The organism is Actinomycetota bacterium (genome assembly GCA_030776725.1).
Taxonomy (GTDB): Bacteria; Actinomycetota; Nitriliruptoria; order Nitriliruptorales; family JAHWKO01; genus JAHWKW01.
This window is the reverse complement of record JALYHG010000243.1, coordinates 1-4,483: the sequence shown is the minus strand read 5'-3', so window position 1 is coordinate 4,483 and position 4,483 is coordinate 1. Positions and strand designations below refer to the sequence as shown.

The window sequence follows — 4,483 nt, the reverse complement described above, 5'->3', positions numbered from 1 at the left end:
GCGACGGCGACCGTCACCGAGACGCCGGAGACCACGCCCACGCCCGAGGAGACCCCCGAGGAGAGCCCAACGCCGACGGCCACGCCGACGCCGACACCGACGCCGACACCGTGACCGCCTGAGGATCAACCCCAGCCGTTCACCCGCCCGGGACCGTCCGGGCGGGTGACGCGTGTCACGAGTCGTCCGTCGGTGGGCGCCCCGACTCCTCCAGGCGCAAGCCCCGGGTCTCGGGCAGCCGGACGTAGGCCAGACTGAGTGCCGCCACCGGCACGCACACCGCCGCAGCCGCGGCCGTGAAACTCGCGAACGTGTCGGCGAGGACGCCGAACGCCGCCAGACCGCAGACACCGCCCAGGATCTGGGCGGCCGCGATCCAACCGGCGGCGGTCGCCCGCGCCCGGGTGGGGAACAGCTCGGCGTCCAGCGCCCCCGCAGCCGGGGTGAAGGCCGCCGCGGCCAGGACGGTCAGCGGGTAGGCCACGAACAGCGCGACCCGCGATCCGCTGTAGGTGACGAACGCGAACGTGGCCCCGGCGACCAGGCCGGATGCGGCGGTGACACGCCGGCCCAGCCGGTCGGCGCCCCACCGCCCCGCCAGCAAGCCCGCCATGCCCGTGACACCCGACGCGACGAACAGCGCCGCCATCGCCGTCGCGTCGACCCCCTGCACCTGCTCTCCGTACAGGAAGATGTAGGAGTTGACCGGTCCACTCAGCAACCCGGTGGCGAAGTGGATCGCGGACAGCGTCACCAGACGCGGCCGCAGCGAGCGGGGCATCGGCCCGACCAGACGCCGACGTGGAGTCGCTCCGACCGTGGCGGAGGTGAACCGTTCCGGCTCCTCGATCCGGCGTCCCAGGAGCGGCACCAGCAGCAACGGCACCACAGCCAACGCCAGCATCCCCCGGAACCCGATCCACTGGTCGAGGAGCGCCCGGGACACCGCGAACAGCCCGCTCCCGACCGCGAACGCGGCGGAGACCAGCGCGATCGCCTTGGACCGGTCCTGGCTTGTGGTCTCCTCGGCAGCGATCACGCCGGCGACCGCGTTCGTCGCGGCCAGCAGCGGACGACCCACCGCGAGGATCGCGACGAACCACCACCAGCTCGGCGACGCAGCCGACACGACCGTGAAGCCGAGCCCAGCGGCGCAGACGGCGATCAGCACCCGGCGTCGACCGAACCGGTCGGCGATGCTGGCGGCCGGCAAGCTCGCCAGGGACGCCAGCCGGATGATCGCCAGACCCACGCCCAGGGTGGTTCCGGCCATCCCCACCGTGGGAGCGATCCCCCCGCGACCGGCCGGCTCGCCGAACGCGTCGGCCAGGTCGCCGAGGAGCGCGATCACACCGAACTGACCGAACCCGGACGCGGCCGCCAGGCCGGCCGTGGACCAGACGGTGGCGTGCAACCAGCCGCGCAGCGTCGTCACCGCCCGCTCTCGATCCAGCCGGCCCGACGGTCGCGGAGGTCAGTTGGGCGACGGAGGCAACGATCGGGCACGGCGAGGCGGCTCCTGCGAACTGCTACCGGCGCGAGCGGTGGGCGGCGACCCCAGCGACGACAGCGGCGACGGCCGGATCGAGCCGTGCCAACATGTCGGGCACCCACGTGGGGCGGCCGAAGAACGGCAGCGCCGGGTGAACGACGATCACGGCGAACATGGCAGCCGCCACGATCGCCGCGGCGATCGGTCCCACACGGTCGTGGAACGCGGCCACAGCCACGCCGACCAGCGCGTAGGCGACCAGGATCAGGCCCCACTCGACCCGTCCCCCGCCCGCCTCGCCGCGGAACAACGTCGGCAGCACGACGATCAGGATCGCCCCCACCGCCACGGCGACACCGACCGCGACCTCGGTGATCGTGCGTTGCATCTCGGTGCCTCCTGCCTGGTGAACCCCACTGGTCACACACCCCGCCACACGTCCTCGTACCACGGTGGCTCGTCGGGGACCGCATCCGGCGGGGGGAAGTGCTGGTCGGCGTCGGGGGCGACGTCGCGCTGGAAGGCGTAGCCGACACCGGACGGGAACCGCACGTCGAGGTCGGGGCGGCGCACGAACCCCAGCCGCTCGTACAGGCGGTGCGCCGCGGTCATGAACCACATCGAGTGGATCACCATCCGGCGGCACCCGTGCTCACCCGCGGCGTCGAGACAGGCGCGGACCAGCGCCCGGCCGGCGCCTGCCCGCTGAGCGGTCGGGTCGACGGCCAGGAACCGGAAGCCGCAGTCGGCCACGGGCAACAGCATCGTCTCGAACTCGCGGTCGCCGGGGAGCGTGAACGCCACGACGCCGACGACACGGCCGTCGCGCTCCGCGACGAACACGGTGGTGGCTCCCGGCACCCACCGCTCGGCGTCGGCCAGGAAGCGGCGGTAGGGCTCGTCGAAGGGCCCCGAACGGTCGTAGGCCTCGAGCAGCAGGCGGCCAACGCCGACGAGGTCGCCGGGTTGGATCTCGCGGACCTCGATCGCCGTCACGACACGGCCGCGACACCCCGCCGGGCGGGGGCAGCCTCGGCGCGGCGCCACAGGTCGTCGCCGACCTGCGACCGGCGTGTCTTGGACATGCCCATCAACGTAGGCATGCTGCGCGAACAGGCGTGGCGAAGGGGTCCCGGTGGCCGTAGGCAGCGACGACGCCACCCGGCCAGCCGACCTGGTGCTGGAAGGCGGCGGGGTCAAGGGCGTCGCGTTGGTCGGGGCGGTGACCACCCTGCACCAGGCCGGGTACCGCTTCGAGCGGGTCGCCGGGACCTCCGCGGGAGCGGTGGTCGGGGCGCTGATCGCGGCCGGCGCCACACCGGACCGGCTCCGCGGCTGGATGGCCACGATCGACTACCTGCGGTTCGCCGACCGCAGCCTCCTGGACCGCGTCCCCGTGGTCGGCCCGACCCTGTCGATCCTCGTCGAGAAGGGCATCTTCGAGGGGACCGCGGTGCGGCGCTGGGTCCACGACCGCCTCGCCGAGCTCGGCGTCGAGACGTTCGGCGATCTGCGCCGCGACGACCCGGGCAGTCACCTGCCGCCGCAGCGGCGCCACCGGCTGGTGGTCACCGCCACCGACCTGACCCTGGGACGCCTGGTGCGCTTGCCGTGGGACTACCACCTGTACGGGCTCGAACCCGACGAGCAGCCGGTGGCCGACGCCGTCCGCGCGTCGACCGCCATCCCGTACTTCTACGAGCCGGTCGGTCTGCGCGACGCCCGGGGGGAGGTCCACTACCTGGTCGACGGTGGGCTGCTGTCCAACTTCCCGATCGAGCTGTTCGACCGTGACGACGGGCGCCCCCCGCGCTTCCCCACCATCGGCGTGAAGCTGTCGGCGCGTCCCGACGGCCAGGGGCCGGCCCACCGCATCCGCGGGCCGGCCAGCTACCTCCGAGCGGTGATCGGGACGCTGCTGGTGGCCCAGGACTGGAAGCACCTGCACGACCCGTGCGTGACCGAGCGCACCATCTTCGTCGACACCGGCGGGATCTCGGCCGTCGACTTCGCGTTGAGCTCCGCCCAGGCCGAGCGGCTGTTCGCCTCCGGGGTCGACGCCGCCCAGCGCTGGCTGGGCGGCTGGGACTGGGACGCCCACGTCGCGCGGTGCCGCCCGTAGATCACCACGTGCGCTGCACCGCGGGCCGGCCAGGCAGGCGAGCATGGTGGAGGCGGGCCCGCAGCTCGGCGGCGACGCGCACGGCCAGAGCCACGATCACCACGGCCAGCAGCCACGGTGGCGGGTGCAGCGCGCGCGGTCCCTGGGCGGAGATGGTCCCGCCGCTCCAGTCGACCTGCGCAGAGGCGCCCAGGACGCCACCCCAGCGCGGGACCGCGTCCCAGTCCTGCTCCACGCGGAGGCGCTCGCCGGGGGCCAGTTCGACGGTGACGGGCTGCAGCTCCCAGCTGCGACCGGTCATGCTGTGCACCCGGAAGTGCACCGTCGAGGTCACCGGCTGCAGGGTCTCGTTGTGCAGCGTCGTCCCGACGGTCCCCGACGAGGGCAGCAGCGCCACCGGCACGGTCAGGTTCGGCACGTCGACGGCCAGCGACGCGGCCTTCCCCGACAGGTCCACCAGGATCGCGACGCGGAACACGACGTCGATCCCGGGGCCCGTGGCGGCCTCGCGGATCTCCTCGGCGACGACCGCGCCGGTGCCGGTGGCGTCGGTCCCCGCCGGGCGGGCGACCGAGAACGACACGACCTCCCGGGCGCCGGGAGCCAGGGCCACCTCACTCCGTTCCACGTCGATCCACGACCCGACCCCCTGCAACCGGGCGCCCGCGGCGGTCACCGCTGTCGCGCCGGTCTGCGGGTCGGTGCTGGCATCGGCCGGGTACAGCCGGAAGCGTCGCGGCTCGTCGGTGAGGTTGGTCAGCTCCACCGCGTCGGTCACGCTCGCGCCGGGCTCGACCGAGAGCTGGAACGCCCGACGGACGTGACCGCCGACCTCCAGCGGGTAGGGCTGCAAGCGGAAGGTGTCGGTC

Annotated in this window: 5 protein-coding genes; 1 reads left to right on the top strand and 4 read right to left on the bottom strand. The window is 73.8% G+C overall.

Going from position 1 to position 4,483, the window contains the following annotated elements:
- Positions 1 to 175: 175 nt before the first annotated feature.
- The 3 genes from M3N57_11805 to M3N57_11795 form a co-directional block, all read right to left on the bottom strand.
- On the bottom strand, positions 176 to 1,435 hold the full coding sequence (locus M3N57_11805) for an MFS transporter (GenBank protein ID MDP9023353.1): 1,260 nt from the start codon (positions 1,433 to 1,435) through the stop codon (positions 176 to 178).
- A 94-nt stretch (positions 1,436 to 1,529) separates the two neighbouring features.
- Positions 1,530 to 1,880 (bottom strand): hypothetical protein, encoded by a 351-nt coding sequence (locus tag M3N57_11800; GenBank protein ID MDP9023352.1) that lies wholly within the window; start codon positions 1,878 to 1,880, stop codon positions 1,530 to 1,532.
- 32 nt (positions 1,881 to 1,912) lie between these two features.
- Positions 1,913 to 2,488, bottom strand: coding sequence for a GNAT family N-acetyltransferase (locus M3N57_11795; GenBank protein ID MDP9023351.1), 576 nt, complete (start codon positions 2,486 to 2,488; stop codon positions 1,913 to 1,915).
- A 139-nt stretch (positions 2,489 to 2,627) separates the two neighbouring features.
- Here M3N57_11795 and M3N57_11790 point away from each other — a divergent pair, with 139 nt between their 5' ends.
- Positions 2,628 to 3,614 carry a patatin-like phospholipase family protein gene (locus M3N57_11790; GenBank protein MDP9023350.1) on the top strand — a complete coding sequence of 329 codons (987 nt, stop codon included), beginning with the start codon at positions 2,628 to 2,630 and terminating at the stop codon, positions 3,612 to 3,614.
- Between the two features lies 1 nt (position 3,615).
- On the opposite strand, the gene M3N57_11785 is transcribed toward M3N57_11790, so the two are convergent.
- Positions 3,616 to 4,483, bottom strand: an 868-nt coding sequence (locus M3N57_11785) for a DUF916 domain-containing protein (GenBank protein MDP9023349.1), incomplete at its 5' end; no start/stop codon positions are given.

Coding starts and splice junctions, on each gene's coding strand:
- M3N57_11800 (MDP9023352.1), bottom strand. CDS start 1,880: ATGCAACGCACGATCACCGAGGTCGCGGTCGGTGTCGCCGTGGCGGTG.